Origin of the sequence: Rahnella sp. PAMC25617 (genome assembly GCF_050606005.1) — a bacterium.
Lineage (GTDB): Bacteria > Pseudomonadota > Gammaproteobacteria > Enterobacterales > Enterobacteriaceae > Rahnella > Rahnella variigena.
This window is the reverse complement of sequence record NZ_JBOCUM010000006.1, coordinates 517127-543873: the sequence shown is the minus strand read 5'-3', so window position 1 is coordinate 543873 and position 26747 is coordinate 517127. Positions and strand designations below refer to the sequence as shown.

The 26747-nt window shown below is 52.7% G+C and carries 25 protein-coding genes; 19 read left to right on the top strand and 6 right to left on the bottom strand.

From position 1 onward, the window contains the following. Positions 1-31: 31 nt before the first annotated feature. The 5 genes from moaB (at position 32) to ACM615_RS08540 (ending at position 2575) form a co-directional block, all read left to right on the top strand. Entirely contained in the window at positions 32-544 is a 513-nt protein-coding gene (gene moaB / locus ACM615_RS08560) for a molybdenum cofactor biosynthesis protein B (RefSeq protein WP_112291715.1), read from the top strand. Between the two features lie 2 nt (positions 545-546). Further along, entirely contained in the window at positions 547-1050 is a 504-nt protein-coding gene (gene moaC / locus ACM615_RS08555) for a cyclic pyranopterin monophosphate synthase MoaC (RefSeq protein ID WP_129638413.1), read from the top strand. Continuing rightward, positions 1047-1292, top strand: a complete 246-nt coding sequence (moaD, locus tag ACM615_RS08550; protein WP_113877895.1) for a molybdopterin synthase sulfur carrier subunit — start codon at positions 1047-1049, stop codon at positions 1290-1292. Before moaC ends, moaD begins: the two co-directional genes overlap by 4 nt. A 1-nt stretch (position 1293) precedes the next feature. Continuing rightward, a complete protein-coding gene (gene moaE / locus ACM615_RS08545) occupies positions 1294-1746 on the top strand; it encodes a molybdopterin synthase catalytic subunit MoaE (protein WP_431011767.1) in 453 nt (150 codons plus the stop codon). A gap of 118 nt (positions 1747-1864) precedes the next feature. Then, the gene (locus ACM615_RS08540) at positions 1865-2575 is read left to right on the top strand and encodes a Bax inhibitor-1/YccA family protein (RefSeq protein WP_013576373.1); all 711 of its coding nucleotides are present in this window, start codon (positions 1865-1867) and stop codon (positions 2573-2575) included. Between the two features lie 700 nt (positions 2576-3275). Here ACM615_RS08540 and mdtG read toward each other — a convergent pair. After that, on the bottom strand, positions 3276-4481 hold the full coding sequence (gene mdtG / locus ACM615_RS08535; RefSeq protein ID WP_129638414.1) for a multidrug efflux MFS transporter MdtG: 1206 nt from the start codon (positions 4479-4481) through the stop codon (positions 3276-3278). 377 nt (positions 4482-4858) lie between these two features. On the opposite strand from mdtG, the gene rhlE reads away from it, so the two are divergent. Next, on the top strand, positions 4859-6268 hold the full coding sequence (gene rhlE, locus ACM615_RS08530) for an ATP-dependent RNA helicase RhlE (RefSeq protein WP_113877892.1): 1410 nt from the start codon (positions 4859-4861) through the stop codon (positions 6266-6268). Between the two features lie 73 nt (positions 6269-6341). On the opposite strand, the gene ACM615_RS08525 is transcribed toward rhlE, so the two are convergent. After that, positions 6342-6989 carry a helix-turn-helix transcriptional regulator gene (locus ACM615_RS08525; RefSeq protein ID WP_120160463.1) on the bottom strand — a complete coding sequence of 216 codons (648 nt, stop codon included), beginning with the start codon at positions 6987-6989 and terminating at the stop codon, positions 6342-6344. Positions 6990-7109: 120 nt separating this feature from the next. On the opposite strand from ACM615_RS08525, the gene ACM615_RS08520 reads away from it, so the two are divergent. The 3 genes from ACM615_RS08520 to pbpG all read left to right on the top strand — a co-directional run bounded on the left by ACM615_RS08520 (position 7110) and on the right by pbpG (position 10733). Next, the gene (locus tag ACM615_RS08520) at positions 7110-8555 is read left to right on the top strand and encodes an MFS transporter (protein WP_431011766.1); all 1446 of its coding nucleotides are present in this window, start codon (positions 7110-7112) and stop codon (positions 8553-8555) included. Between the two features lie 58 nt (positions 8556-8613). Next, complete coding sequence (gene dusC, locus ACM615_RS08515) at positions 8614-9543, top strand: tRNA dihydrouridine(16) synthase DusC (protein WP_112291338.1); 930 nt, start codon at positions 8614-8616, stop codon at positions 9541-9543. A 251-nt stretch (positions 9544-9794) separates the two neighbouring features. Next, positions 9795-10733 carry a D-alanyl-D-alanine endopeptidase gene (pbpG, locus tag ACM615_RS08510; protein ID WP_165353137.1) on the top strand — a complete coding sequence of 313 codons (939 nt, stop codon included), beginning with the start codon at positions 9795-9797 and terminating at the stop codon, positions 10731-10733. Positions 10734-11127: 394 nt separating this feature from the next. Here the strand turns inward: pbpG and ACM615_RS08505 are convergent, their stop codons facing one another. Next, entirely contained in the window at positions 11128-11757 is a 630-nt protein-coding gene (locus tag ACM615_RS08505; RefSeq protein WP_129638418.1) for an aspartate/glutamate racemase family protein, read from the bottom strand. Positions 11758-12022: 265 nt separating this feature from the next. Here ACM615_RS08505 and ACM615_RS08500 point away from each other — a divergent pair, with 265 nt between their 5' ends. The 5 genes from ACM615_RS08500 (at position 12023) to ACM615_RS08480 (ending at position 17497) form a co-directional block, all read left to right on the top strand. After that, on the top strand, positions 12023-12742 hold the full coding sequence (locus ACM615_RS08500) for a gluconate 2-dehydrogenase subunit 3 family protein (protein WP_113877886.1): 720 nt from the start codon (positions 12023-12025) through the stop codon (positions 12740-12742). Between the two features lie 54 nt (positions 12743-12796). Then, positions 12797-14569: a GMC family oxidoreductase gene (locus ACM615_RS08495; RefSeq protein WP_129638419.1), complete on the top strand. Its 1773-nt coding sequence runs from the start codon at positions 12797-12799 to the stop codon at positions 14567-14569. Positions 14570-14571: 2 nt separating this feature from the next. Next, positions 14572-15882 (top strand): c-type cytochrome, encoded by a 1311-nt coding sequence (locus tag ACM615_RS08490; protein ID WP_120160477.1) that lies wholly within the window; start codon positions 14572-14574, stop codon positions 15880-15882. A gap of 229 nt (positions 15883-16111) precedes the next feature. Then, positions 16112-16729 (top strand): hypothetical protein, encoded by a 618-nt coding sequence (locus ACM615_RS08485; protein ID WP_129638420.1) that lies wholly within the window; start codon positions 16112-16114, stop codon positions 16727-16729. Between the two features lie 177 nt (positions 16730-16906). After that, positions 16907-17497, top strand: a complete 591-nt coding sequence (locus tag ACM615_RS08480) for a Yip1 family protein (protein ID WP_113877882.1) — start codon at positions 16907-16909, stop codon at positions 17495-17497. A gap of 139 nt (positions 17498-17636) precedes the next feature. Here ACM615_RS08480 and dld read toward each other — a convergent pair whose 3' ends face one another. Beyond that, complete coding sequence (gene dld, locus ACM615_RS08475; RefSeq protein WP_120160481.1) at positions 17637-19328, bottom strand: D-lactate dehydrogenase; 1692 nt, start codon at positions 19326-19328, stop codon at positions 17637-17639. 206 nt (positions 19329-19534) lie between these two features. Here dld and phnC point away from each other — a divergent pair, with 206 nt between their 5' ends. The 4 genes from phnC (at position 19535) to phnE (ACM615_RS08455) (ending at position 23319) form a co-directional block, all read left to right on the top strand. Beyond that, positions 19535-20371 carry a phosphonate ABC transporter ATP-binding protein gene (gene phnC, locus ACM615_RS08470; protein WP_129638422.1) on the top strand — a complete coding sequence of 279 codons (837 nt, stop codon included), beginning with the start codon at positions 19535-19537 and terminating at the stop codon, positions 20369-20371. Positions 20372-20439: 68 nt separating this feature from the next. After that, positions 20440-21372 carry a phosphonate ABC transporter substrate-binding protein gene (phnD, locus tag ACM615_RS08465; protein WP_112291356.1) on the top strand — a complete coding sequence of 311 codons (933 nt, stop codon included), beginning with the start codon at positions 20440-20442 and terminating at the stop codon, positions 21370-21372. Between the two features lie 160 nt (positions 21373-21532). Then, the gene (gene phnE / locus ACM615_RS08460) at positions 21533-22396 is read left to right on the top strand and encodes a phosphonate ABC transporter, permease protein PhnE (RefSeq protein WP_431011765.1); all 864 of its coding nucleotides are present in this window, start codon (positions 21533-21535) and stop codon (positions 22394-22396) included. Next, positions 22396-23319, top strand: coding sequence for a phosphonate ABC transporter, permease protein PhnE (phnE, locus tag ACM615_RS08455; protein WP_112291360.1), 924 nt, complete (start codon positions 22396-22398; stop codon positions 23317-23319). Before phnE (ACM615_RS08460) ends, phnE (ACM615_RS08455) begins: the two co-directional genes overlap by 1 nt. 85 nt (positions 23320-23404) lie before the next feature. Here phnE (ACM615_RS08455) and ACM615_RS08450 read toward each other — a convergent pair whose 3' ends face one another. Further along, positions 23405-24526, bottom strand: a complete 1122-nt coding sequence (locus tag ACM615_RS08450; RefSeq protein ID WP_112291361.1) for a cupin domain-containing protein — start codon at positions 24524-24526, stop codon at positions 23405-23407. Positions 24527-24673: 147 nt separating this feature from the next. Next, complete coding sequence (locus ACM615_RS08445) at positions 24674-26053, bottom strand: NAD-dependent succinate-semialdehyde dehydrogenase (protein WP_431011764.1); 1380 nt, start codon at positions 26051-26053, stop codon at positions 24674-24676. A gap of 338 nt (positions 26054-26391) precedes the next feature. Here ACM615_RS08445 and ACM615_RS08440 point away from each other — a divergent pair, with 338 nt between their 5' ends. After that, positions 26392-26721, top strand: a complete 330-nt coding sequence (locus ACM615_RS08440) for a DHCW motif cupin fold protein (RefSeq protein WP_112291380.1) — start codon at positions 26392-26394, stop codon at positions 26719-26721. Positions 26722-26747 lie beyond the last annotated feature (26 nt).

The following is a 26747-nucleotide window of genomic DNA, read 5'->3' as shown; positions in this document are numbered from 1 at the left end:
GTCCGGCATTAATCGTTTAAGGAGCAAACTGATGAGCAAAGCCAGTAAAGAGTTTTTGCCTTTATCTGTGGCGATCATGACGGTTTCCGACCGCCGCACCGACGCTGAAGACACGTCCGGGCATTACCTGAAAGAGGCCGTGACCGAAAGCGGCCATCACGTCGTCGCACAGCAAATCGTCAAAGAGAACATTTACAGCATCCGCGCCGTGGTTTCTGCGTGGATTGCGGATGAAAAAATCCAGGCGATTCTGATCAACGGCGGTACCGGTTTTAACGCCGGCAACAATACGCCGGAAGCGCTGAAACCGCTGTTTGACCGCGAAATCGAAGGCTTTGGCGAGTTGTTCCGCATGGTGTCATTTGAAGATATCGGTACCTCGACCATTCAGTCGCGCGCCATTGGCGGCATCGCCAACCAGACGGTAATTTTCGCCATGCCCGGCTCGACCCGCGCCTGCCAGACTGCCTGGGACAACATCATTGAAGCGCAGCTCGACGCCCGTCAGGGACCATGCAATTTCACTCCACATTTGAAGAAATAAGTATGTCTGAACTCACTCACATTAATGCTTCCGGCGACGCGCACATGGTGGATGTCTCCGGTAAAGCCGAAACGGTTCGCGAAGCGCGAGCCGAAGCCTTTGTTGAAATGGCGGCCGGTACGCTGGCGATGATTATTAACGGCAACCACCACAAAGGTGATGTGTTTGCTACGGCGCGTATCGCCGGCATTCAGGCGGCGAAAAAGACCTGGGATTTAATCCCGCTGTGTCATCCGCTGTTGCTGACCAAAGTGGAAGTGAATCTCGACGCGCAGCCGGAACATAATCGCGTGCGCATCGAATCCCGCTGCCGTCTGAGTGGCAAAACCGGCGTGGAAATGGAAGCGCTGACGGCGGCTTCTGTGGCGGCGCTGACTATTTACGATATGTGTAAAGCGGTGCAGAAAGATATGGTGATCGGCCCGATCCGCCTGCTGGAAAAAACCGGCGGCAAATCCGGAGACTTTAAGGTGGAAGGTAAAGCGGAAGGTAAGGTGGAAGTATGATCGACGTTCTGTTCTTCGCGCAGGTACGCGAACTGACCGGCACCTCCAGCCTGCAACTTGCGGCAGAATTCCCGACGGTGGAAGAATTACGGGCTTCGCTGACCGCACGCGGCGACCGCTGGGCACTGGCGCTGGAATCCGGAAAATTACTGGTGGCGGTTAACCAGACGCTGACCACGATGGCGCATCCGCTCACGGCGGGCGATGAAGTGGCCTTCTTCCCACCGGTCACCGGAGGCTGAGATGGACCTGACGAAAATTGTTGTGGATGCCGCGCCGTTCAGCGTGGGTGATGAGTACAACTGGCTGGCGCAATCTGACGCCGACGGTGCTGTGGTGACGTTTACCGGCAAAGTGCGCAATCACAATCTGGGTAATCATGTCAGCGCGTTAACGCTGGAACATTATCCGGGCATGACCGAAAAAGCGCTGGCAGAGATTGTTGCTGAAGCCCGTATCCGCTGGCCACTGCAACGCGTGTCGGTTTATCACCGCGTCGGGCCGATGTATCCGGGCGATGAAATCGTGTTTGTCGGCGTGACCAGCGCGCATCGTGGCATGGCTTTTGAAGCCAATGAATTCATTATGGATCATCTGAAAACCCGCGCACCGTTCTGGAAGCGTGAGGCCACGGAAGAGGGCGACCGCTGGGTTGATGCCCGTGACAGCGATAAACAGGCCGCGGCGCGCTGGTAAATCGCATCTCAACCGCACGCAGACCTTCCATGCTTTTCTCTCTATCTGTGATACGCTTAAAAAATCGGGAGGCTGTTTTGGCCTCATTTTTTGTCCTCCATGCAAAAGGGTAATCATCATGGATCGATATCCACGCAGTAACGGTTCAATTGTTGAACGCGCGAATACCGGCATTCAGGCGTACATGGCGCAAGTGTATGGCTGGATGTTCTGTGGTTTGCTGCTGACCGCATTTGTGGCCTGGTACGCCTCCGGCTCTGAGAAAATCATGAGTTTTGTTTTCTCCAGCCAGATTACTTTCTTCGGTTTGATCATCGCGCAGCTGGCGCTGGTCTTCGTGATTTCTGGCATGGTGAATCGCCTGAGTGGCACGGTCGCCACCGGTCTGTTCATGCTGTATTCCGCGCTGACCGGGCTGACGCTTTCCAGTATTTTCCTGGTCTACACCGGTGATTCGATTTTCGGTACCTTCATTGTCGCCGCCGGTATGTTTGGCGCGATGAGTGTTTACGGATACGTGACCAAGCGTGACCTGACCGGTATCGGCAGCATGTTGTTCATGGCGCTGATCGGCCTGGTGCTGGCATCGCTGGTGAACATGTGGCTGAAAAGCTCCGGCCTCGCGAACATCATTTCTTACGCCGGTGTGTTGATCTTCGTCGGTCTGACGGCGTATGACACACAGAAGCTGAAAAACATGGGTGCGCAGTTGTCTGCTGATGATCGCGATAACTTCCGTAAATACTCCATTGTTGGCGCACTGACGTTGTATCTCGATTTCATCAACCTGTTCCTGATGCTGTTGCGGATTTTCGGCAACCGCCGGTAACGGTTTTTGATTGCAAACGTTTGAGAGGGGCACTGAGAAGTGTCCCTTTTTTATGCCGGAGCCGAGGCAAAGGGCGGCTTTTAAAAAAGGATTGAGAAAGTTTCGGTTTCTCACGTGCGGTGATTGCATAACTCACTGTGCCGAAACCGACCAAAGAGGGCTATGACGAGCCCTCTTTGGAATCTCCACGTCTTGAACTGCGCGCTACCGCTCGCTGGCTATGTTTCAGTTGCCGCAGAGACAGGCTGGAAATCTTGCCGCTGTGCGGTCCCTTCTCTCGGTCTTCGAGCCAAAGGTCTCGAAGCCGCTCCGTTCAGCAAGATTTCTGAATCGCCCGCACGATCTTAAATTCGAAGGCAGACTGTTTATCATCTTTTAGAAAAGTGGATTGGCGTGATCAAAAATGGCACCGAATGAATGGTTCGAGACGTAGGGCTCGAAGCCTGAAATGAGGGAATCGCGCAGCGATGACATTTTGCGCCACCCGGTGATGCGACAGGATATGTCCATCGAGCCTGCGATAGCGCGCAATAAAAAAACGAGGGGAGTTCAGAGGGGAAAAGCCTTTCCCCTCTGGTCGGTTTCGGCGCAGCAAGTTAAATGAACGACGTCATTAAGAAACCGAAATTTTCTCGATCAATTTTTAAGTCAAAAAGTTTCCGCCATTTCCAAATGGTCATGACCGCCCCGATACCGCGGCTTACGGTATCCGCACTCTTCCCGTCGGTACCCGCCGAAAACTCCACCACACCTGCACGGTGTTAAACAGCACCAGAATCGCCGTCACGATAAACACCCACCGGAAGCCGAGCAGGGCAGAAGCACTGGAGCCAATCAGCGGCCCGACGACATTTCCGAGATACATAAACGACTGGTTGTATCCAAATATCCGGCCTGTGACCTGATCGCTGCTGTATTTCACCAGCAGCGCCTGAACCGCAGGCATCAGCGCGCCATCACCGAAACCGAGCATGAAACGCAAAATACCCAGCTGGGTCGGTGTATTAATCAGCGCCATCAGGCAGAACAGAATGAAGCAAAAGACCAGTGCGGCGATAAGGATACGGTGTGCGCCAATGCGGTCGCCGAGCTTGCCGAGTTTCGGGGCGGCCATCAGCGCGGAAACGCCCGGTACGGCGGCGATTACCCCGCTGATAAACGCGATGTTGCTGGTGTCAGACGAAATCTCGCGGATAAACAGCGTCAGGATCGGGCTGATGGAACCGTTCGCCAGTTGAATCATCATGGTGGTAACGAACAGGCTGACGATGAGCCACGGATAAGGCAGTGTGGTGAATACCGCTTTACCACTCAGCCGGTTGGCTTTGGTCACCGGCACTACGCGTTCTTTGATCAGAAACAATGTGATCAGGAAGCTGATAAACAACATGCCGCTGGTGACGAAAAATACCGTGCGCAGGCCGAGATGGTCAGCCATAAAACCGCCGAGCAGAGGGCCGATAATCACACCAGATACCTGACCGGTAGACAAGGTGCCCAGCGCCCAGCCGCTTTTATCCCGTGGCACCTGCGAGGCGACCAGCGCCATCGCATTGGGTATATACCCGGACGTCAGCCCCATCAGCGTACGCAGAATGAAAAGCTGCCAGACGTTGGTGGCGAAACCCTGCAACATCATGACAATCGCCATGCCCAGCGCGGCGCGCAGCAACATCAGCTTGCGGCCTTTACGATCCGCAAGGCTGCCCCACAGCGGCGCCACGATGGCCGAAACCAGAAACGTACCGCTGAACACCAGTCCTGACCACAGGCTCAGTGATTCATGAGATGTGACGCCAAGCTGTTCGATGTAAAGCGGTAAAAAAGGCAGGATCTGACTCATCGCCATGCCGGTGAAAAAACAGCCCAGCCAGACGGAGATTAAATTTACTTTCCAGGTTTCCATGTTGCAGCGAGCGAGCCTTATGGACAGAGGAGTGTGAGAAACGAAGCATAGCAATCAAATCTGTGAAGTGGGACGCAAAAAGTGGGAACCCATTCATCAGATTTATAATTGATTATCCTGTGTCAACATTTGGGATTATCACGACAGATTATGCCGCCGGAAAGCGTCGCCGGAGTCAGCCTCTGTAACCGCCCGTTACAGGCCGGCAGGAGATAAATTCACGCACGGCGGCGTTCTGTGGTAGAATCGACCCAACTGGCGCACTGCAGTTTGTGCCGAATCCTCGTGGTAATGCCTCATTTGCCTCGTCTGATCATCCACTCTTGAAACTGCACCGAACCCCGTTCGGGTTAGAGTGGACTGGAGCTTTTCCTTATATGTCATTTGATTCCCTCGGCTTAAGTGCCGAAATTTTGCGTGCTGTTGAAGAACAGGGCTATCGCGAACCTACGCCTATTCAGCGTCAGGCTATTCCTGTCGTGCTGGAAGGTCGTGACCTGATGGCGAGTGCGCAGACCGGTACCGGTAAAACCGCTGGTTTTACCCTGCCGCTGCTCAATATGCTCAGCCATACCAACGCGCAATTCAAAGGACGTCGCCCGGTTCGTGCGCTGATCCTGACCCCAACCCGTGAGCTGGCGGCGCAGATTGGTGAAAACGTACAGGCTTACAGCAAATACCTGACCCTGCGTTCGCTGGTGGTATTTGGTGGTGTGAGCATCAACCCGCAGATGATGAAACTGCGCGGTGGTGTGGATGTTTTGATCGCAACGCCTGGTCGTTTGCTGGATCTGGAACATCAGCGTGCTGTTGATTTATCTCAGGTTGAAATTCTGGTGCTGGACGAAGCTGACCGCATGCTGGACATGGGCTTCATTCATGACATCCGTCGCGTGCTGGCGAAACTGCCTGCCAGGCGTCAGAACCTGCTGTTCTCCGCGACCTTCTCTGATGAGATTAAAGGTCTGGCGAGCAAGTTGCTGACCAACCCTGCTTCTGTCGAAGTGGCGCGTCGCAACACCGCTTCTGCGCAAATTGAACAAAGCGTTCACTTTGTTGATAAGAAACGTAAAAGAGAATTGCTGTCTCAGATGATCGGCGAAGGCGACTGGAAACAGGTGCTGGTCTTCAACCGTACCAAACATGGCGCAAACCATCTGGCTGAGCAGCTGAATAAAGACGGCATCACTGCCGCCGCTATTCACGGCAACAAAAGTCAGGGCGCGCGTACCCGCGCACTGGCCGATTTCAAAGCCGGTTCTATCCGTGTTCTGGTCGCGACTGACATCGCTGCGCGTGGTCTCGATATCGACCAGCTGCCGCACGTGGTGAACTACGAGCTGCCAAACGTGCCGGAAGATTACGTTCACCGTATCGGCCGTACCGGTCGTGCGGAAGCCACCGGCGAAGCGATTTCTCTGGTGTGCGTTGACGAACACAAACTGCTGCGTGATATCGAGCGCCTGCTGAAACGTGAAATTCCACGCATCGCGCTGGAAGGTTACGAGCCAGACCCGAGCATCAAAGCTGAGCCGATCATTAATGGTCGTCAGGGCAGCGGCGGCGGCGGTCGTGGCGCGCCACGTCAGGGCCAGCGTCCGGGCGCACCGCGTTCTGGTGCTCCACGCTCCGGTGCTCCGCGTCAGGGCGGGAATGGTCAGCGCAGCGGTACCTCAGAAAATCGTGGTTCAGAAAACCGCGGTTCAGCTGAAAATCGTCCGGCACGTTCGCGTCCTGCTCATGCAGGTCAGCGTCGCACCGGCAATGCAGGCAGCGGCAACAAGTAATTGTTATCGCTGTTCTGCAATCAAACCGCCTTCACCGGCGGTTTTTTTTCGTCTGCGATCTACCGGATCCGATTTATCGGATCACATAGGCACAACGCCGCGCGCCCTGCAAAATATGCTCGGTGCGTTGCACATCAGCATCCAGCACTTCGCTGAACACATCGCGTTCTGCCCGGCAAAATCCCTGACAGGTAGCGGCGGCGGCACAAATCGGGCAGTGATTTTCGATAAACAGATAACTGCCATCTTCCTGTAATGTCCAGTCCGCCATATAGCCTTCACGGGTACGGATATCCGTCAGCCTTTGCAATTTTTCTTCCATCGACACCGCCCCGAGCATCGCCTGGTGGTAGTTTTCCTGCGTGATTTTTTCCCGCGAAGTGATCAGCTGATCCAGCGCTGAATCGCCCAAAGAGGTGCGGATCAGCTGCAAAAGTTGTACGGTGAGATCGGCGTGCGCATCGGGGAATCGCGCATGGCCTGCGGCGGTCAGCTGCCAGTATTGTGACGGGCGGCCGACACCCTGGGAAACGGCTTTGGCTTCCACCAGACCTTCTTTTGCCAGCTTCACGAACTGCTGTCGTGCGGCTTCTCCGGTGGTGCCCAAAAGGTGACCGGCATCACTGGCCTGTAATTCCCCGCGCGTTTTCAGAAGCGTCAGCAGGCGTTCTGCCACACTTTGTCTGACGTCATTTTTATTTTCCAAGTCATTGCTTGACATATTACCTCGGCGGGTTCTAGATTACGTAAAACATATTCCAAGTTGTTTCTTGTTTTAATCATACCATAACCACATCACGCTTCAATGTGTGGAAAGCACAAACCAAAGGGATGCAGAGAAATGTCGGGAAGTCAGAACGGTTGGGCGGACTTATTCAGTGCAGAAAACCGCGGGAGCGCCATCACCCTCAGTGCCGGTGTCGCGCTTTACGCCACCAACAGTTACATCGTGATCACCATTTTGCCCTCTGTCGTGCAGGATATCGGCGGGCTGGCGTGGTATGCGTGGAACACCACACTGTACGTCGTGTGCTCCATACTGGGCTCGGCACTTTCCGCCCGTCTGATGCGGACCGCCGGACCCCGCGGCAGTTATCTGATGGCGACCGGTATTTTTATCGCCGGTGCCGCGATTTGTACCGCCGCGCCGAATATGCCGGTGTTGCTGCTCGGAAGGGCGTTGCAGGGGCTGGGCGGCGGATTCCTGTTTGCGCTTTCTTACGCGATGATCAATCTGCTATTTAAAGAATCTCTCTGGCCGCGGGCAATGGCACTGATTTCTGCCATGTGGGGGATTGCGACGCTGATCGGCCCGGCAGTAGGCGGGATTTTTGCGGAACTGCACGCCTGGCGCTGGGCATTTGGTTTGCTGCTGCCGGTGACGTCTTTGTTCGGGCTGTGGGTATGGCGGATTTTGCCAAAAGCGCAGCGTGAAAAACAGGCCGACGAGCCGTTACCGCTGATGCAGCTGGCGTTGCTGACCGGCTCGGTGCTGGTGGTTTCTGCGGGGAGTTTGTCCTCCGAAGGCCTGATTAACCTGCTCGGATTCGTGATTGCGGTGGTGATGATGTTAATTCTGCGTCACCGCGAATTTACCGCTGATGTCAGGCTGCTGCCGCGCGATGCATTACGCCGTTCTTCTCCGCTTTACGGGCTGTATCTGGTGATGAGTCTGCTGATTATCGGCCTCGGCTGCGAACTGTTTGTCCCTTATATGCTGCAACATTTGCATGGTCAGGCGCCGCTGGCGGCCGGTTATATCACGGCAGCCGCGGCAGCGGGCTGGACATTAAGCGAAGTCGCGAGCTCCGGCTGGACAGGTCGCCGTGCCGACAACGCCATTGTCTGCGGGCCGGTGATACTGGCTGCCGGTTTGCTTTTATTGTTGTTTACCGTACCCGTCGCGTTTGGTCTGCCGTGGCTGAATATCAGTGGTGTGGTTCTCGGGCTGACGCTGGCCGGTTTCGGCATCGGTCTTGGCTGGCCGCATCTGCTGACCCGCGTGCTGCAACAGGCTCCGGAGGACGACCGCGAAAAAGCCGGTGCATCAATAACTGTCGTGCAGTCTTTTGCGTCAGCGCTCGGCGCGGCACTGGCGGGCACTGTCGCTAACTTCGCGGGCGTGAGTCAGGGAGATGCCGGTGCGGCCAACGCGGCTTTCTGGATGTTCCTGCTGTTTGCCATACCGGCGTTCCTGGCTGTGTGGATTGCCTGGCGCTCGGTAAAAGCCCGGCAGGCCAGCGGCAATGCGCCGGAACAAATGAGCCGCGATTTGTCACAAGGGTAATTGCCCGGCGGCGGGCCATGCGGTAATCTTGCGCGTCATTTTTAAAGGTTGAACAACGATGCGCGTATTACTGGCTCCGATGGAAGGTGTGCTTGATCCTCTGGTTCGTGAACTTCTCACTGAAGTGAACGACTACGATTTGTGCATCACTGAGTTTGTGCGTGTGGTCGATCAGCTGCTGCCCGCCAAAGTTTTCCATCGCCTGTGCCCCGAATTACATCACGACAGCCGTACGCCCTCCGGTACGCGGGTGCGCGTTCAACTGCTCGGACAATATCCGCAATGGCTGGCTGAAAACGCCGCTTTTGCCGTTGAGCTTGGCTCTTACGGAGTAGATCTCAACTGTGGTTGCCCGTCGAAAATGGTCAACGGCAGCGGCGGCGGAGCGACGTTACTCAAAGATCCTGAGTTGATTTATCAGGGTGCGAAAGCCATGCGCGCCGCCGTTCCCGCGCATTTGCCGGTGACCGTCAAAGTGCGTCTTGGCTGGGATTCCCTCGAGCGCAGTTTTGAAATTGCTGATGCAGTGCAGCAGGCCGGTGCCACCGAACTGACCGTTCACGGGCGAACCAAAGAAGACGGTTACAAGCCGGAGCGCATTAACTGGGCCGCGATTGGTGAAATCCGTCAGCGGCTGAGTATTCCGGTGATTGCTAACGGCGAAATCTGGGATTACGAAAGCGGTCAGGCCTGTCTGCAAACCACCGGTTGCGATGCGGTAATGCTGGGGCGTGGTGCGTTGAATATCCCGAACCTCAGCCGCGTGGTGAAGTACAACGAACCGCGTATGCCGTGGCCGGATGTGATGACGCTGTTGCAGAAATACACCCGCCTGGAAAAGCAGGGCGACACCGGTTTGTATCACGTTGCGCGTATCAAACAGTGGCTGAGCTACTTGCGCAAAGAGTACGAAGAAGCGACAGAGTTATTTACTGAAGTGCGCGTGCTGAAGACGTCGAAGGAAATTGCCGAACGCATCAACCGGTGATGCCATGATGTCTTTCCACGGGCAGAGAGACGACAGAATCCGGAGGGACGCTTTTTAAGCGTCCCTTTTTTCATTTCAGGTTAATCTTACGCAAGTGTTCACTTACTCGCCGTTCCACGGTTGGCGGGCGCTGGTGACAGACTTTGTGACAAATAGAATTGAAAAATGCGGGTGCTAAGACTATTCGCGTCACTTATAATTCCGCCCGCTGTTTCGACATAACTCAATGACAACTTTCTAAATACAGAGCAATGCATGTGAAAATCCGTCTTCTGGTTCTGAGCTTATTAGCCTTAAATACAGGCATGTTGTCTGCACCTGCCGCCTTCGCTGCAAAGCAAGAGCAGGCCGTCGCCCCGATTGTTCAAATTGCTTCCGGCAGCGCCATGGTGGTGGATCTTAAAAGCCACGAAGTGATTTATTCCCGAAATCCTGATGAGGTGAGGCCGATTGCCTCCCTGACAAAACTGATGACCGCCATGGTCACGCTGGATGCGAATCTGCCACTCGACGAAGTGATTAACGTCGATATCAGTAATACGCCTGAAATGCGCGGCGTTTTCTCCCGCGTGAAACTCAACAGCGAAATTACCCGTCGCCAGATGATTCAGCTGGCGCTGATGTCTTCGGAAAACCGTGCAGCAGCCAGTCTTGCGGCGCATTATCCCGGCGGTTATTCAGCGTTCATTAAAGCCATGAATACCAAAGCGAAATCGCTGGGAATGACCCATACGCATTATGTGGAACCGACCGGTTTGTCGCCGCACAACGTCTCGACTGCACGCGATTTGACCCGCCTGCTGCTGGCTTCCCAGCGTTATCCGTTGATCGGCCAGCTGAGTACCACAGCGGAAAAAACCGCGGTCTTCAGCCATCCGGCGTATGCCTTGCCATTTCGTAATACCAATCATCTGATCATGAACCCGTCCTGGAATATCCAGCTGACAAAGACCGGTTACACCGATGATGCTGGGCATTGTCTGGCGATGCGCACCACCATAAACGGTAAACCGGTTACTCTGGTCGTGATGGATGCTTTCGGAAAATACACCGCTTTTGCCGACGCCAACCGTCTGCGCACCTGGATGGAAACCGGTAAAACCGTGCCCGTTCCGCAAATTGCGAAGAACTATCGTAAGCAGAAAGAGCAGCAGAAGACGCAGCCATCCGTCGAAGAAGCAGACGACTAAAAATATCCTGCATACTTCGGACCGCAATGGCGTTGGCGACGTTCACTCACCCGAATCACTGACTAATGTCAGCTCATCGGGATTCGTTCGCTTGCCGCCTTATTGCAATCCGAATTATTTTGGATATTTCAGCAATCGCTGATAAATGAAAAAGTCCGGCCATGTGCCGGACTTTTTGTTTGCAGGGAATGAACTGATGATCAGAAAATCAGTTTAAAGACACCTGTGAGGGTCAGCAGGCCGACGATAAAGATGATGGCGATGATCCACAGAATAATTTTCATGTTTTCTCCTTAACATACTTTTCAGTCATCATCGGCCGTCCGGCTAAGCCAATGATATTCCTTATCAGTATAGCTTCTGCCTGCGTTTTTGCTTTTTGCTCGCTGTTTTTTCAGGCCAGCGCCGCGCGTAAGCCACATTCGGGGCTGGTGAGCGGTTTGCCCATTTGTGTCAGCTGCGCCGCGCCGGTCATTGATGCCTGTGCCAGCACCACACAGACCGCACCTTTCATATATTGCGCATCAGCCGCTGCCGCGATGGCCTGTAAGTATCCCGCCAGATCACCCTGCTTAAACTTTTCCCATGCGCCCGTTACCAGACGGATTTCAAGCTGTGCCTGCGGATGCTTTTCCACCTGTGCGAATAACTCTCGCGTCGGCTCAAGGGTCGTTTCGATTGCACACAGCACGACCACATTACCCGCCGTTTTCATGGCCTGTTGCGCCAGCGCCTGATCGACTCGCAAAACCGGCACCGTGGCTGTTTCGCTGGCAAGCGTTGCCGCTGAACCCAGCGTCGAGCAGGTCAGTAAAACGCGGTCGGCATTTTCACTCAAAGCCAGCAACACATCGGCAGTTTGCTTACGAATATCCTTAGTCAGTCCGCCTGCCTTTTCGGCTGCGGCGAGTAAATCAGGCCGGGACACATGCACAAACTGATGCTGCTCCAGTCCGAGTTCCTGTGCTGCGTTTTCGAATACCGCAATATTGCTGTCCGCCGTGTGTAAACAGGTGATGCGCATCTCATTCTCCTGATAAATTCCAGCCTCTACGTTAATGATTTTTTAGACGTGGTGCAGGCTTATTCGCCTGTAAAAATTTGTTAGTTAGTGTACTAACTCACTACCAAATAAATAATACCTTGATTTAAAACAAATAAAGTATGTACCAGTTGGTACAAAATATCTTACTTTCGCCTAACATCTTCGTATAATCTCCGTCACAAAATAAAAGCCCACCGCAGATGTGGGTACTTCCCCGTCAGACCCCGCTAAAAGGAGTTTTATCGTGAAACGCAGACATTTTCTGACCTCAATGGCGGTGCTGTTATTCAGCACTGCGCTGAAGGTTAAAGCCAAAATTTTCTCCGGTGGTATGCCGTGGATTATCCATTCGGTTCGTCCGCCAAAACCGGTGGTCGCCGGTGAATGGACATTTTTCACGCCCGAAGAAGTCAGCCTGGTGGAAACCCTGGCCGACCGTATCATTCCGGCAGATGAACTCAGTATCGGCGGCAAAGAGGCCGGTTGCGCGGTGTTTCTGGATCGTCAGCTGAGCGGCGATTTCGGCAAAGCGGTAACCACCTATCGTCTCGGACCGGTTATTCAGGACGGGTTGCCGCAGGCCGGACCTCAATATAAAGACACGCCAGCCGAACGTTACAAACTGGGGCTGACGGCGCTGAATAACGTCGCGAAATCGCGCAATGGCGGGAAAAACTTTACCGAGCTTTCCGGCGAACAACAGGACGACTTACTGCGTCGCGTGGAATCCGGCGAAATTCCGCTGGCGGGCGTCAATGGCCAGCTGTTCTTCAACATGTTAGTGCAGAACATGCGTGAGGGATTCTTCTCCGACCCGTTATATGGCGGCAACAAAGATATGGCGGGCTGGAAAATGCTCGGTTTCCCCGGTGCACGTTATGACTTCCGGGATGTCATCGACCGCCGTGGCGAAGACTTACATATCGAACCGGTCAGCATGCTGTCCCAATACGAAAAATCATAAAAACCGCCCACGAACGGTCATTGATTGAATTGATTTTGCAGGAGTAAATGTCGTATGAGTAATAAACGTGAAAAGGTTGATGCGGTCATCGTCGGCATGGGTTGGGCAGGTTCGCTGATGGCGAATGAGCTGACGCTGGCAGGACTGAATGTGGTGGCAATTGAGCGCGGTTCATGGCGCGACACCAGCAACGATTTCCCGACCACTATTGATACCGATGAGCTGCGCTTTGTCAGCCGCCGCGCGATCATGCAGCCGACGGCGGTGGAAACCCTGACATTCCGTAATAACCCGATCCAGCAAGCGTTACCGCTGCGTGAATTTAATACCTACCAGTTTGGTATGAATGTCGGCGGTGCGGGTACGCACTGGAATGGCATGACCTGGCGCTTCCTGCCGTACGATTTCCAGAGCTACAGCCAGACAGTAGAACGTTACGGTAAGAACAAATTTCTTGAAGGCATGCAGGTGCAGGATTGGGGCGTGACCTATGATGACGTCGAACCGTTCTACGACAAATTCGAACGCTACGCGGGTACTTCCGGGAAAGCGGGCAACATTAAGGGTGAAAAAATTGAAGGCGGGAATGTCTTCGAAGGGCCGCGCAGCCGCGATTATCCGCTGCCGCCGCTCAAACGCACTCAGCTGTCGATGATCTTTGATAAAGCCACCCGCGAGATGGGCTATCACCCGTTTGCCGTGCCTGCGGGTAACACGTCTGATGCTTATACCAATCCGCTGGGTATTAACATGGCACCGTGTACTTATTGCGGTTACTGCGAATTCTTCGGCTGCGGCAACTGGTCAAAAAGCAGTCCGAATGCCTGTATCTTACCAGCCGTCATGCAGCGCCCCAATTTCACGGTAATCACCGAATCTGAAGTGTTGCGCGTGAACAAGGCCGCCGACGGCAAAACCGCTACCGGTGTGACTTTTATCGGCAGCGACGGCGTAGTGTGGGAACAACCCGCGGACATCGTGGTGATTTCTGCTTACCAGATGGACAACGTGCGCCTGATGCTGCTTTCCGGCATCGGTAAACCCTACGACCATAAAACCGGCGAAGGCGTTGTAGGCCGCAACTATGCTTATCAGACCGTTTCCGGTGCAGGTTTCTTCTTTGAAGATGAAATGATGAATCCGTTTATCGGTGCCGGTGCGCTGTCGCAGGCGATTGACGATTTCAACGGCGACAACTTCGATCATACCCACCACGATTTTATCGGCGGCGGTGTGGCGCTGGTGCATTCCACCAACGGACGTCCGATTGGCTATTCCAATAACGTGCCGCCGGGCACTCCGCGCTGGGGCGCTGACTGGAAGAAAGCCGTCAAACACAGCTATCAGAACTACAACAACGTCTATTGCATGGGCAACAGCTACCCGCACCGCGATGTGTTCCTCGATTTAGATCCGGAATATAAAGACCGCCACGGCCAGCCGCTGCTGCGCGTGACCTTTGACTGGATCGAAAACGACAAACGCTCAGCGAAATTTATGGCCGACCGCTCGGTTGAGATAGCGCACGCGATGGGCGCAAAGACCGTCGTGCGTCAGGAACCGACCACCAAACCGTTCTCACCGATGGATAACCTTTCCTCGCATACCACCGGTGGCGCCTGCATGGGCGACGATCCGAAAACCAGCGCGGTAAACCGCTATCTGCAAAGCTGGGATGTGCATAACGTCTTTGTCTGCGGCGCTTCAGCCTTTGCTAATAATGGCGGATATAACCCGACCGGTACCGTGGGTGCGCTGACCTTATGGGCAGCTGAAGCCATCAAAACCCAGTATCTGAAATCTCCTGGTCCGCTGGTGAGGGTTTAAGCATGAGCGTAAAAAAGACATTAGCAATTATCGCGGGCGTGGTTGTCATCGGCGGGCTGGGTTTTGTCGGTTTTAAAACCTGGCACAATGCCAGCCAGTCAGGTGATTTTCAGGCTCCGGCTGCGGCAGCCATGACCGGCAAAACTGCCATTGAGCGCGGCAAATATCTGGCACTGGCAGGGGACTGTGTGGCCTGTCATACCGCGCCCGGCGGCGGTAAACCTTTTGCGGGCGGCTACGGGCTGAACACGCCGTTCGGCACGATTTACGCCACTAACATTACGCCGGATAAAGAAACGGGCATTGGCGGATGGACCGATCAGCAGTTCATTAATGCGGTGCGAAACGGCAAAGGGATCAACGGTGAGAATCTGTATCCGGCGATGCCTTACAACGTTTACGCCAAGGTCAGCGATCAGGACCTGAAAGACATCAAAGCGTATCTGAATACCGTGCCTGCCGTGCATTATGACGGCCCGAAAACGGATTTGCCGTTCCCGTATAACATCCGTCTGATGATGTTCGGCTGGAACCTGTTGTTCCTGGATACGGCACCGTTCAAAGCCGATCCGTCGCAGTCGGCAGAATGGAATCGCGGCGCGTATCTGGTTGAAGGGCTGGGGCACTGTACATCGTGCCATACTGCAAAAAATCCTCTGGGCGGTGATAACTTTGGCGTGCATCTGCAGGGCGGAGAATTGCAGGGCTGGTTCGCGCCGGAAATCACCGGCAATACCCGTCAGGGCATTGGCGACTGGAGCAATGACGAAGTGGTGCAGTACCTGAAAACAGGGGCTAACTCGCGTACCGTGGCTGCCGGTCCGATGGCGGAAGCGGTCACGAATTCACTGCAGCATTTGTCGGATTCAGATCTGCATGCCATCGCGGTTTATCTGAAAAGCTTGCCGGGCAGCAAAGATAATTCCGCGCCTTTAGCCGCTAATTCCGCGATGGCCAACGGCAAAGAACTCTACGCCGATAACTGCGCGGCATGCCATCAGAATTCCGGTGAAGGGGTACGCAACATGATCCCTGCCCTGAAGGGTAATAACGGCGTTCAGGCCACCCGGCCGACCAACATTCTGCACGTGCTGATGAACGGCGGGCAGGGGGCGGCAACGGCAAGCAATCCGACCAGCGCGGACATGCCTGAGTTCGGCTGGAAACTGACCGATCAGCAGATGGCGGATGTCAGTACGTATATCCGTAACGCATGGGGAAATCAGGCGCCGGCGGTTAGCAAAGACGACGTAGCAAAAGCGCGTAAATCTCAGCAGGGTGCTGCCGCATTGCATAATCCCGAACAGCAGTAAACGAAAACTAACGTAAGTTTTAAAGTTTAAAGAGCCTCGTAAGAGGCTCTTTTTGTTGGTTTTTATTCATCATCTAAATGTAAGATTTCGAAGCATAGATACATAAGCAGTGGCATGTGAAACGAGAAGTAAATTGATTTGATATGGTTATTTATACAGCGCAAAATCCCCACAGATTAAGAGTTTCTAAACAGGGAAAGCTCATCAGCTCATGTGAGGGACAACAGCCATGTTTCAGCTCAGCACAATGGATATCTCGCCCGTCAATCCGATGCTCTACTTTCCCGGTGCCTCTGCCTGGCCGGAAGAATACAAAGGAAAATTGCTCATGGAAAAGCTCATGCAAAATCAGATCAATAATATCGAAAAACAAGGGATCAAAAACGGTGAGGAAATTGCCGGACTAAATCTTCGTGTAGGGAAGGTGGAACAACAGGTCAGTCAGCTGACGGAAGTGGTCACCGACACTAATCTGCGGGTCGGCAAACTGGAGTATCAGATGGTCACGCTCACTGAAGCGGTAACAGATATCGGTGTGCGTGTAGGAAAAACTGAACAGAACATCTCCCGCATCGACGGGCATCTTCTTAGGATTGACGATCGACTGGTGCATATCGACAAACGGTTTGAACAAGTCGATAAACGGTTTGAACAAGTCGATAAACGGTTTGAACAAATCGACAAACGGTTTGAACAGGTGGATGCGCGCTTTGTAAAGATTGAAGCCTCATTAAGCGCCATGCAGAAGATGTTTTATGACCTTATGATCCAACAGACACGCTGGATTATTAGCATGATGCTGGTACTGGTAGGTGCAACTTTTACAGCCGCTCGCTTTATCCATTAAGAGGGGCCTGCTGCGGTCAAACGCTGATTACGATAAGTTGAGCGCAGCAGCAAAACTGGCAATAACGGCTATAATATAGACAGGTCGCCACCTTCCTTGTGCCCTTGTGTGACGGGCATTTCCGAAGGTCTATCACTGCACGCCGCTGGCGGCTTTCGGCGTACAAGGGGGTGTTTCATGGCAAATCATGTCTGGGGACTGTTATCCCATCCTGGTCCCGAACTGCAGCAAATCCAGCGTGAGCGGGAAACCGTTTCACATGTGTATTCCCACCATGTTCTTTTGATGGCGTTGATCCCGGTTGTCTGTTCGTTTATCGGTACAACACAGTTGGGCTGGAATTTCGGTGACGGTCAGACGCTGATGGTTTCCATGTTCACCGCGTCGTATATCGCCGTTATCTTCTATGTTCTGATGCTCGCCGCTGTCGCACTCATGGGGCGCATAATCTACTGGATGGCACGTCGTTATGACAGCCGCCCGACACTCAACAGCTGTATCGTGTTTGCCGGTTATGTTGCCACGCCGATGTTCCTGAGTGGTCTTGTTGCGCTTTATCCGATGGTCTGGTTATGCCTGTTCGTCGGCATCATCGGGCTGTGTTATAGCGGATATCTGTTGTATCTCGGCATTCCTAACTTCCTGAATATCGACCGTCGCGAAGGGTTCCTGTTCTCCAGTTCAACGCTGGCAATGGGCGTTCTGGTATTAGAGTTACTTCTGGCTCTGACGGTGATTATGTGGGGTTACGGAACACAGTTATTTTAACGTAATGGCTATCTTACTTGCCATTTTGCCCCCGGGCAGTGCTCGGCTTCCTCACGTACTTTATGTACGCTGCGGAGCCTCCGCGCTGTCCGGGAACAAACTGCCTGCGCCGACTACGCCATTTGCCTTTTGAAGGACATTATTCCTGCCAGTTTTTCATCTTACTGGTTTTTCCGATCCCCGGATTGAAGCTGTTGGTCGGGTCTGCTTGCCGGTAGAACTCTTTCAGATGCGGTTTTGCCAGATACAGATGCCCGACGTTATGCTCTGCCGGATATTCCGCGCCTTTGGCGTCGAGCAATTCAAGCATCCGGTGTTTCAGTGCCTTGCTGTTCGCGCCTTTTTTGACGATGTAATCCTGATGGAAAACGTGGCACATGAAATGGCCGTAATACAGTTTTGCCACCAGCTGATTGTCGATATCTTCCGGCAATGTTTCGAACCAGTCGCGGTCATTACGGCGCAGTGCAATATCCAGCGCCAGAATATCCTCCACTTCTTTTTCATGTACCGCGTGATAACGCACCGCAGCACCTGCAGCGGCGAAACGGTGGAGGAAAGCTTTTTTGCCTTCGTCAGCCGAGCAAATAAAGAAATCACCCTGACCATCACTGAAGAAACGCGTCAGAAATGTACGTGCCTCATCAATTCCAGGGCCGGACATTTTTAGCAGTAAGTGATGTTCAAACCGGTCACGGTACTGCTTCATGCGAGGTGGAAGGTGATTCGGCAGGGCTTTGCTCAGGCATTGCATTACGCGGTCGCTGAAGTTTTTCGGCAGGAAAGGGACTTTACTGGCATGCGCATCGAATTTCCCTTTCGCGGTAAACATGTCCGGCATTTTGTCGGTGCCAAGCTTATCGATCATCATGAACGTGTCTTTGCCGTAGACTTCGGTGATATCGAAAATATCGCGATGCATGTATTCACCGGCCACCGGCAGGTTCGCAAAATCACGCAGGATCTGACGACGTAATTCGGTCAGCACTGCCGTGTCATTGGTGCCGATATAAAATACCTGCTGTTGCGTTTCAGCCGGGAAAGTATCCAGACGTACGGCGAACACGGCCAGTTTTCCTGCACAACCTGAGGCTTCAAACAGCCGCCGTTCATCGGCGTTAAAACGTGAAGGCGTATCAGCGTCCACTTCACGCACCCGCGCAGCATAATCATGGTCAGATGCCAGACGCTGATCGTGCAGTATGTCACTTTCCAGATAATCAGCTTTTTCCAGACGCGTCAGTATTTCTTCCGGCGTTTCGCCAAGATTAATACCCAAATGGTTAATCAGGCGTAATTCACCCTGTGCGTCGATCTGCGCATAAAGCGCCATTTCGGTATAGGCCGGACCGCGTTTCACCAGCGATCCACCTGAGTTGTTGCAAATCCCACCGACCACCGATGCACCGATGCACGACGAGCCAATTACCGAATGCGGTTCACGGTTATAAGGTTTGAGGATTTTTTCCAGCTTATAAAGGGTGCTGCCGGGGAAGCCGATTACCTGATGGCCACCGTCGAGCAACTGAATTTGATCAAGTTTGAGAGTACTGAAAATGACGATATCGCGGTCATAATCATCACCGCTGGGCGTTGAGCCTTCGGTCAGCCCGGTATTAGCGGCCTGCATAATGACAATCTTATCGGCGGCGATACAGGCTTTAAGCAACTGCCATTGTTGCAGCAGCGTTTGCGGAAATACCACGGCCAGCGCTTTGCCGCCACCTGAACGAAATCCTTTGCGGTAGCGCTCAGTGTTGCTGTCTCCGGTCAGAACATGACGGCTGCCAGCAATCTCTTTGAGCGTGGCGATGAGTGACTGATTATCCATTTCATCTTCCTTTTTAAATGCGTTGCCATCTAATCATAGACTTAAATGATACTTATTAAGTTAAACCCCATTCGGGATATCCGTTAGGTAATTTCACTTAATCTGTTGCATTTTTGTCATGTGCTGTCCATTAAATCGTCATTGATGTGTCATATAACTCGCGCTTAATGAACGCCAGATTATGAAAGCAACCGAGAGACAGCATCATGGCGCAAGCTCAACTTAAGCTGGCACAGGCTGAATACCCTCAGGCCGGGCCACAGCATTTAAACAAAGTTCTGGACGTGAAAGGCCTGGTGAAATCTTATAAATCAGGTCAGCGCGTCCTGAATGACATCAATTTTGATCTGCACGCGGGTGAGTTCGTGGCGGTGATTGGCCGGTCCGGCGCAGGTAAATCCACTCTGTTACACGTACTCAACGGTACCATTCCGCTTACCGATGGTAGCGTAGTGTGTCATTACGAAAATGGTGAACAACAGCAACTGGCCGGGCTGACCGGTAAAGCGTTGCGTCGCTGGCGCTCGGGTTGCGGGATGATTTTCCAGGATTTTTGTCTGGTTCCTCGCCTGGATGTGCTGACTAACGTGTTGCTGGGCCGTCTGAGCCATACCTCAACATTCAAATCTTTCTTTAACCAGTTTGACGACGAAGACCGTGCCCGCGCGATTTCTCTGCTCGAGTGGCTGCATATGTTGCCGCATGCGTTGCAGCGCGCTGAAAATCTCTCCGGTGGTCAGATGCAACGTGTGGCGATTTGCCGTGCCCTGATGCAGAACCCGAAAATTCTGCTGGCCGATGAGCCTGTTGCGTCGCTGGATCCGAAAAATACGCTGCGCATCATGAATGCGCTGAAAAAAGTCAGTGAAGAAAATATTGCCGTCATGGTCAACCTGCACTCGGTCGACCTGGTGAAAGATTATTGCACCCGCGTTATCGGTATCGCCAAAGGGCAAATTATTTTCGACGGTCATCCCGATCAGTTAACTGACGGTATTTTGCAACAGTTATACGGTGAAGAACACGAAGCCATAAACAGTTAAACAACAACGTTATTTATTTTGCAGTACTTATTTCTACTTTCTCTCAATCTACACAAGGTCATCATTACATGAAGAAGTTATTACGTCTGGCAGTTTTCGTAGCAGGTTCTTTTACCGCGATGCACAGCATGGCAGAAGATGCGCCTAAAGAATTGAATTTGGGTATTCTGGGCGGCCAGAATGCGACTCAGCAAATCGGTGATAATCAGTGTGTAAAAGATTTCTTCGATAAAGAATTAAACGTGGATACCAAACTGCGTAATTCCTCTGATTACTCAGGTGTTATTCAGGGGTTATTAGGTAAGAAAGTAGATATGGTATTAAGCATGTCGCCATCGTCTTTCGCTTCAGTTTATATTAATAACCCGAAAGCCGTAGATCTGGTCGGTATTGTTATCGACGATACCGATAAATCCCGGGGTTATCACTCGGTGGTTGTGGTGAAAGCCGACAGCCCGTACCAGAAATTGTCTGACCTGAAAGGTAAATCATTCGGCTTCGCGGACCCGGATTCCACGTCCGGCTATCTGATCCCAAACCAGACTTTCAAGAAAGAATTTGGTGGCACGACAGACAACAAGTACAACAACTTCTTCTCCAGTGTCACCTTCTCCGGCGGCCATGAGCAGGATATTCTTGGCGTGCTGAACGGTCAGTTTGAAGGCGCAGTGACCTGGGCATCGATGATTGGCGACCGTGAAACCGGTTATACCTCCGGCGCATTCAACCGTATGATCCGCATGGACCATCCGGATCTGATGAAGAAAATTCGTATCATTTGGGAATCTCCGCTGATCCCTAACGGCCCGATCTTAGTGCGAAGCGATCTGCCACCGGCGTTCAAGGCTAAACTGGTTTCTGCCATCAAGAAACTGGATAAAGAAGACCACGCCTGCTTCGTGAAAGCCGTCGGCGGTAAACAACATATCGGCGAAACGTCCCTGGCTGAATATCAGCAGATTATTGATATGAAGCGTGAGCTGACTAAAGGCGGTCGCTAACCCGTAACTCCCTCCCCTGCGAAGGGGAGGGTTGGGGTGGGGTATTAATGGCAACTCAGGAAGCGAAAGCTTTTACCATTATTGTTTTTTTAATACCCCCTCCTGACCTCCCCCTTCGCAGGGGGAAGAATAATGATTATCGCAAATCGGAAATATTATTTTGAACAAAGACTTCAATCGTTATTACCAGCAGATCCGGGGAAAACAAAAGCGTGAGGCGCTGATCTGGTCAGGGCTGATGCTGTTGTTATATCTGTGGTCAGGCAATGTTTCCGAACTTAATTTAAAAACGATTATTGTCTCCGCGCCGAGCTTCTTTGATTATATTGGTCAGACGGTGCCGGTATTACACTGGTCATTGTTATTTTCTGACGGTCATACAGAAGGTTCACTGGCGTATTGGGGATATCGTCTTAATATTCAGTTGCCACTGATCTGGGAAACTATTCAGCTGGCGTTATCCTCGACGATATTATCGACCGCGCTGGCGGTTATTCTGGCGTTTCTCGCCGCGGGTAATACGGATTCGCCAAAATGGGTGAAATTCAGTATCCGCACTTTTGTGGCTTTCCTGCGTACCATGCCGGAGCTGGCGTGGGCGGTGATGTGCGTCATGGCCTTTGGCGTCGGCGCTATTCCGGGCTTTATCGCGCTGACTTTACACACCGTCGGCAGTCTGACCAAACTCTTCTACGAATCCATTGAAACCGCATCGGACAAACCGGTGCGCGGTCTGCGAGCCTGCGGAGCGGGACGCTTGCAGCGTATGCGCTTTGCTATGTGGCCGCAGGTTAAACCTATCTTTCTGTCGTACAGTTTTATGCGCCTCGAAATCAACTTCCGTCAGTCTACAATCCTCGGTTTAGTCGGGGCGGGGGGCATCGGGCAGGAACTGATGACGTCAATCAAACTGGACCGTTATGACCAGGTCAGTATGACCTTACTACTGATCATTCTGGTGGTGTCGGCGATGGATTTTCTATCCGGTAAATTGCGCAAACGCGTCGTGGAGGGCACTTTCTGATGTTAACTGATGCGCTTGAACCTCATGTTGTCAGCAGCCTGAAGCAGCAGCACGGACATTTGTTTGCCGCACAGCGCCGCTATCTGCGTTACCTCGCGATACTGGCTGTCGTCATTGCGTTGTACTACGTCTATTTCTTCAGTTATTTCGGTATTCCGTGGAGCGAAGTGGTGCGCGGCACCCGTGAAGTCGGACGATATTTCCTGCGCATGTTCGTCTGGCATAACGTTTCCGAATGGCCTTTTAAGTATTATTTCACGCAGATTGCGATCACGCTGGCGATCGTTTTTGCGGGCACAATCACTGCGTCTTTCCTTGCTCTGCCACTGTCCTTTCTGGCGGCGCGCAATGTAATGTCTACGCCGCTACTCAGACCGGTTTCCATGATTATTCGCCGACTTCTGGATGTGCTGCGCGGGTTGGATATGGCGATCTGGGGACTTATTTTTGTCCGAGCTGTCGGCATGGGGCCACTGGCCGGCGTGCTGGCGATTGTGATGCAGGATTTAGGCTTACTCGGCAAACTGTACGCCGAAGGACACGAAGCCGTGGAACGCTCGCCGAGCCGCGGTTTACGGGCATTGGGAGCTTCACCGTTGCAAACGCACCGTTTTGGCATTTTCACGCAATCTTTCCCGACATTCCTCGCGCTGTCGCTGTATCAGATTGAATCTAATACCCGTTCTGCCGCGGTTCTCGGTTTTGTCGGCGCGGGTGGGATCGGTCTGGTGTATGCGGAAAATATGCGTTTATGGAACTGGGATGTGGTGATGTTTATCACATTGATTCTGGTCGCCATTGTCATGACTATGGATAAGATCTCCGCCATGTTGCGCGCCAAATATATTCACGGTGAAGAGATTGATTTGTTTGAGCCGGAAGAGCGAAAAATGAAGCCGCCGGTGGAGCTTTACCGTCCTTAATTTATTATCCCGGCAAACAAAACGCATTAAAAAGGCGGCATCCGCAGGGAGGCCGCCTTTTGCTCTCTTATTTATTAGCGAAGGGTTACTCGTCGAAATACCAGTAACCCTGATTCACCAGATCCGTTAACAGGACAACAAATTCAGGATCCTGCAACGCATTGCCTAGCTCTTTCTGACTGATCAGAGTGAACCGGCACAGCGCATCGGCGGCTTCGTGCTGAGCAGTTTCCAGTGGTTCGCTGTTCACAAAGAAACGTTCACCGACATTCAGTACGCGCAGCCCGCTTAAACGGGTCAGGCTATCGCCCTGCATCAGCGCATCCACAATTTCCTGCGCTTCATAAGGCGGCTCCGCCGGGGCGATATCCAGCTCGTGGCGCGGCGTGGTGGCGAAACGACCAAACCACTGTTTGAAATCTTCCGGCTGACTGAGCATTTCAACCATCATCTGGCGCACACGTTCCAGCTCATACTCTTCCACTTTCCCGACGTGTTCACGCAGCGTCAAATCCGGATCGCTGTAATGATTGCCGCCCAGATCGTTTTCCAGCGCATAGTCAGCAAAGCTGCTGATGAAATCGCGCGAGTTAGGACCGCGGAAACCGACTGAATAGTTGAGAGCGGTTTCATGGGTGAAACCGTCATGCGGGAAGCCCGGCGGAATGTACAGAATATCGCCAGGTTCGAGATCTTCATCAATGATTGGCGTGAAGGGATCGACATGCAGTAACGCCGGATGCGGACAGAACTGACGCATCGGCAACGCATCGCCTACACGCCAGCGACGGCTGCCCATACCCTGAATGATAAAGACGTCGTACTGGTCGATATGCGGGCCGACACCGCCGCCGGGCACGGAATAGGAAATCATCAGGTCATCTAAACGCCAGTCCGGCAATACGCGGAAAGGTTTCACCAGTTCAGCGGCGGGCAGATGCCAGTGATTCACGGCCTGCGCCAGTAATGACCAGCCGGTTTCACCCAACCCGTCAAAATGTTCGAAAGGCCCGTTGCTTGCCTGCCATTCCCCATTTTTATGGCTCACCAGACGGCTGTCCACTTCCGGCTCCATCGCTAAACCGGCTAACTCATCAGGGGAAATCGGATCGACAAAATTAGAGAACGCTTTTTTAATAACAACAGGTCGTTTTTGCCAGTATTTTTCTAAAAATTCCGGCCAGTCCAGATTGAGTTCATAAGCCATGTGATTTACCAGTGGGAAGACAAACGAGCCTGATTATAGAGAGGCGGTGCTTGAGCGCGCTTTGTCGTGGGTCAAGGCTTGGTAAATGAGGGAGAAACGAGAAGTGCGGAGAGAGGAAAATCCCCCTTCGCAGGGGGAGAAAAAACATCAGGACTTAGCGGCCAGCACCACCAGTTTCTGGTTCACAAACTCTTTGATACCTAAATCAGACAATTCGCGACCAAAACCGGAGCGTTTCACACCGCCAAAAGGCAGTTCGGCTGCGGTATCTGTCGGTGAGTTGACGTACACCATTCCGGTTTCAATCTGACTAGCCAGCTTACGGGCGCGGTTCATATCTTTGGTAAACACTGAACCGCCAAGGCCGTAATGAGAGTCGTTGGCGAGTTTCACCAGCTCTTCATCATTTTTGACCACGTACACCTGCGCGACCGGGCCAAAGAACTCTTCGAAGTACGCCGGATTATCACGTGTAATGTGCGTCAGTATGGTCGGCTCAAAGAAATTCCCCGGATTATCACTGACTTTCTTGCCGCCAAAGTGGAGTTTCGCACCGTGCTTCACGGCGTCATCTACCTGTTTGCTCAGAGTTTTCACCGCATCGGCAGAAGACAACGGCCCCAGCGTGGTGGATTTATCCAGCGGGTCACCCATTTTCAACGCTTTAAAGTGTTCGGTGAACTTTTTCAGGAATTCATCGGCGACTTTCTCGTGAATAATGAAACGCTTGGCGGCGGTACAGACCTGACCGGCATTCGATACGCGTGCCTGAGCACCTGCTTTGGCAGCATTATCGATATCGGCATCATCAAGTACGGCAAACACGTCGTTACCGCCCAGCTCCAGAGTCGATTTCTTCAGCTTACCGGCGGCGCGTGCAGCCACGATGGCACCTGCTTTTTCCGAACCTGTCAGCGCAACGCCCTGAACACGGTCGTCATCGATAATGGAGGCCACCTGATCCTGTGAAATAAACAGATTGGTATAGGCACCTTTTGGCGCACCTGCTTCGGCAACCAGTTTCTCAAAGGTTTCTGCACAATGAGGAACGATACTGGCGTGTTTGACGATTACGCTGTTACCGGAAGCCAGGTTTGGCGCCAGCACGCGCATCAGCTGATAGAACGGGAAGTTCCACGGCTCAACGGCCATGATCACACCAATCGGATGGTGCTCCACCCAGGCTTCACCGAGATCGGATTTATACGGCACAGGTTTGAGAAATTCCTCCGCTTTTTCAGCATAGAATTTCGCAATATCGGCGCAAATCTGCACTTCGCCACGGCTCTGACCGATGAGTTTCCCCATCTCCGTACTGACCACTTCTGCCAGCTCATCGACACGGGAAACCATCAGTTCTGAAAGTTTATGCAGCACTTTAACGCGTTGCTTAATATCGCCTTGCGCCCAGTCAGATTTATACAGGGCATGTGCCGTGGAAAGCGCTTCCTCAACCTGTTTGTCATTATGGGTCTGATATTCTTTGATGAGTTTGTTATTGAACGGATTTATCGTTTGATATGGCATGTGTTGCTCCTTGTTTTGTGGCGTGTCGTCGAAAACAACGGCACGTTGGAATTGAGGTGCGTCCGCCTTACTGCGTTCTTTCTCAACAGAACAATAAGCATAGACGAAAAAACGTGACCTCTGTCCCACAGACACCTCATGCAACACAACCGTTTCGCGTGCTCAGCCCCTATTTTCAAAGGCCCCGCCATACGCGGGCTGTAGCCTGTCTCTAAGAACAATCGGCTTTACGTAACTTTGCGGCGGGCTGTTAATGAATTGTTTTCAGCAAGCGATTGATAAATTTAACGCTCACTTTTATGCTGGCTTTCCTTCAAATTCCCGACATTGAGAAACTCATGAAGCTTGATGCGATTCCGTTTTGCACGACTGACTGGAGCGACGTAACGCCGACACAACATCCGGGCGACACCGGCATGGCGCTGTGGCGTACGCAAAAATTTGGCGATATCCGGGTGCGTATTGTTGAATATTCGGCAGGTTATGAGGCAGATCACTGGTGCAGTAAAGGCCACGTACTGTTTTGTCTGGAAGGAGAGCTTCATACCCGTCTGGAAGATGGTCGTAAATTTACGCTGTCGCCGGGCATGAGTTATCAGGTAGCGGACGATGCCGAAGCGCACCGTTCCTCCACGCCGGTAGGCGCGAAACTGTTTGTTGTTGATTAGGCAAGGCTGTTTTGAGCACGTTTGTT

What these genes read in the sequence shown, in the direction of transcription:
- pbpG (WP_165353137.1), top strand. Translation starts at nt 9,795, where the DNA reads ATGCATGTGAAAATCCGTCTTCTGGTTCTGAGCTTATTAGCCTTAAAT.
- moaE (WP_431011767.1), top strand. Translation starts at nt 1,294, where the DNA reads ATGGACCTGACGAAAATTGTTGTGGATGCCGCGCCGTTCAGCGTGGGT.
- mdtG (WP_129638414.1), bottom strand. Translation starts at nt 4,481, where the DNA reads ATGGAAACCTGGAAAGTAAATTTAATCTCCGTCTGGCTGGGCTGTTTT.
- ACM615_RS08480 (WP_113877882.1), top strand. Translation starts at nt 16,907, where the DNA reads ATGGCAAATCATGTCTGGGGACTGTTATCCCATCCTGGTCCCGAACTG.
- ACM615_RS08495 (WP_129638419.1), top strand. Translation starts at nt 12,797, where the DNA reads ATGAGTAATAAACGTGAAAAGGTTGATGCGGTCATCGTCGGCATGGGT.
- ACM615_RS08525 (WP_120160463.1), bottom strand. Translation starts at nt 6,989, where the DNA reads ATGTCAAGCAATGACTTGGAAAATAAAAATGACGTCAGACAAAGTGTG.
- moaD (WP_113877895.1), top strand. Translation starts at nt 1,047, where the DNA reads ATGATCGACGTTCTGTTCTTCGCGCAGGTACGCGAACTGACCGGCACC.
- phnE (WP_112291360.1), top strand. Translation starts at nt 22,396, where the DNA reads ATGTTAACTGATGCGCTTGAACCTCATGTTGTCAGCAGCCTGAAGCAG.
- moaB (WP_112291715.1), top strand. Translation starts at nt 32, where the DNA reads ATGAGCAAAGCCAGTAAAGAGTTTTTGCCTTTATCTGTGGCGATCATG.
- ACM615_RS08445 (WP_431011764.1), bottom strand. Translation starts at nt 26,053, where the DNA reads ATGCCATATCAAACGATAAATCCGTTCAATAACAAACTCATCAAAGAA.
- ACM615_RS08520 (WP_431011766.1), top strand. Translation starts at nt 7,110, where the DNA reads ATGTCGGGAAGTCAGAACGGTTGGGCGGACTTATTCAGTGCAGAAAAC.
- ACM615_RS08490 (WP_120160477.1), top strand. Translation starts at nt 14,572, where the DNA reads ATGAGCGTAAAAAAGACATTAGCAATTATCGCGGGCGTGGTTGTCATC.
- dld (WP_120160481.1), bottom strand. Translation starts at nt 19,328, where the DNA reads ATGGATAATCAGTCACTCATCGCCACGCTCAAAGAGATTGCTGGCAGC.
- dusC (WP_112291338.1), top strand. Translation starts at nt 8,614, where the DNA reads ATGCGCGTATTACTGGCTCCGATGGAAGGTGTGCTTGATCCTCTGGTT.
- moaC (WP_129638413.1), top strand. Translation starts at nt 547, where the DNA reads ATGTCTGAACTCACTCACATTAATGCTTCCGGCGACGCGCACATGGTG.
- ACM615_RS08485 (WP_129638420.1), top strand. Translation starts at nt 16,112, where the DNA reads ATGTTTCAGCTCAGCACAATGGATATCTCGCCCGTCAATCCGATGCTC.
- ACM615_RS08450 (WP_112291361.1), bottom strand. Translation starts at nt 24,526, where the DNA reads ATGGCTTATGAACTCAATCTGGACTGGCCGGAATTTTTAGAAAAATAC.
- ACM615_RS08505 (WP_129638418.1), bottom strand. Translation starts at nt 11,757, where the DNA reads ATGCGCATCACCTGTTTACACACGGCGGACAGCAATATTGCGGTATTC.
- rhlE (WP_113877892.1), top strand. Translation starts at nt 4,859, where the DNA reads ATGTCATTTGATTCCCTCGGCTTAAGTGCCGAAATTTTGCGTGCTGTT.
- phnD (WP_112291356.1), top strand. Translation starts at nt 20,440, where the DNA reads ATGAAGAAGTTATTACGTCTGGCAGTTTTCGTAGCAGGTTCTTTTACC.
- ACM615_RS08540 (WP_013576373.1), top strand. Translation starts at nt 1,865, where the DNA reads ATGGATCGATATCCACGCAGTAACGGTTCAATTGTTGAACGCGCGAAT.
- phnC (WP_129638422.1), top strand. Translation starts at nt 19,535, where the DNA reads ATGGCGCAAGCTCAACTTAAGCTGGCACAGGCTGAATACCCTCAGGCC.
- ACM615_RS08440 (WP_112291380.1), top strand. Translation starts at nt 26,392, where the DNA reads ATGAAGCTTGATGCGATTCCGTTTTGCACGACTGACTGGAGCGACGTA.